Raw genomic sequence first — 219 nt, 5'->3', positions numbered from 1 at the left:
CTTTCTACGTTCATAACCCATTCCATTGCTACGACCTGTAAGCTCTTTCAAGCGGAGCTTCATCTTGACTTTAGATTTGGAGTGTACGCATAATTCAAATTTACCTTTGCAGTTATAAAAGGAATAACCTAAGTATTTTACACCTTTGACATATGAGACTGTTGTCTTTTCCTTGTTTACTCTCAAATGAAGTTTACCCTCGATAAATCGGGTAATAGA

1 pseudogene is annotated in these 219 nt (G+C 36.1%); it reads right to left on the bottom strand.

Annotation, left to right across the window (positions count from 1 at the left end):
* Positions 1-219, bottom strand: a pseudogene (locus H6A61_RS15820) (group II intron reverse transcriptase/maturase); the annotation flags it as partial.

Origin of the sequence: Bacteroides caecigallinarum (assembly GCF_016901995.1) — a bacterium.
GTDB lineage: Bacteria > Bacteroidota > Bacteroidia > Bacteroidales > Bacteroidaceae > Phocaeicola > Phocaeicola cellulolyticus.
This window is presented reverse-complemented; position numbering and strand designations above follow the sequence as displayed.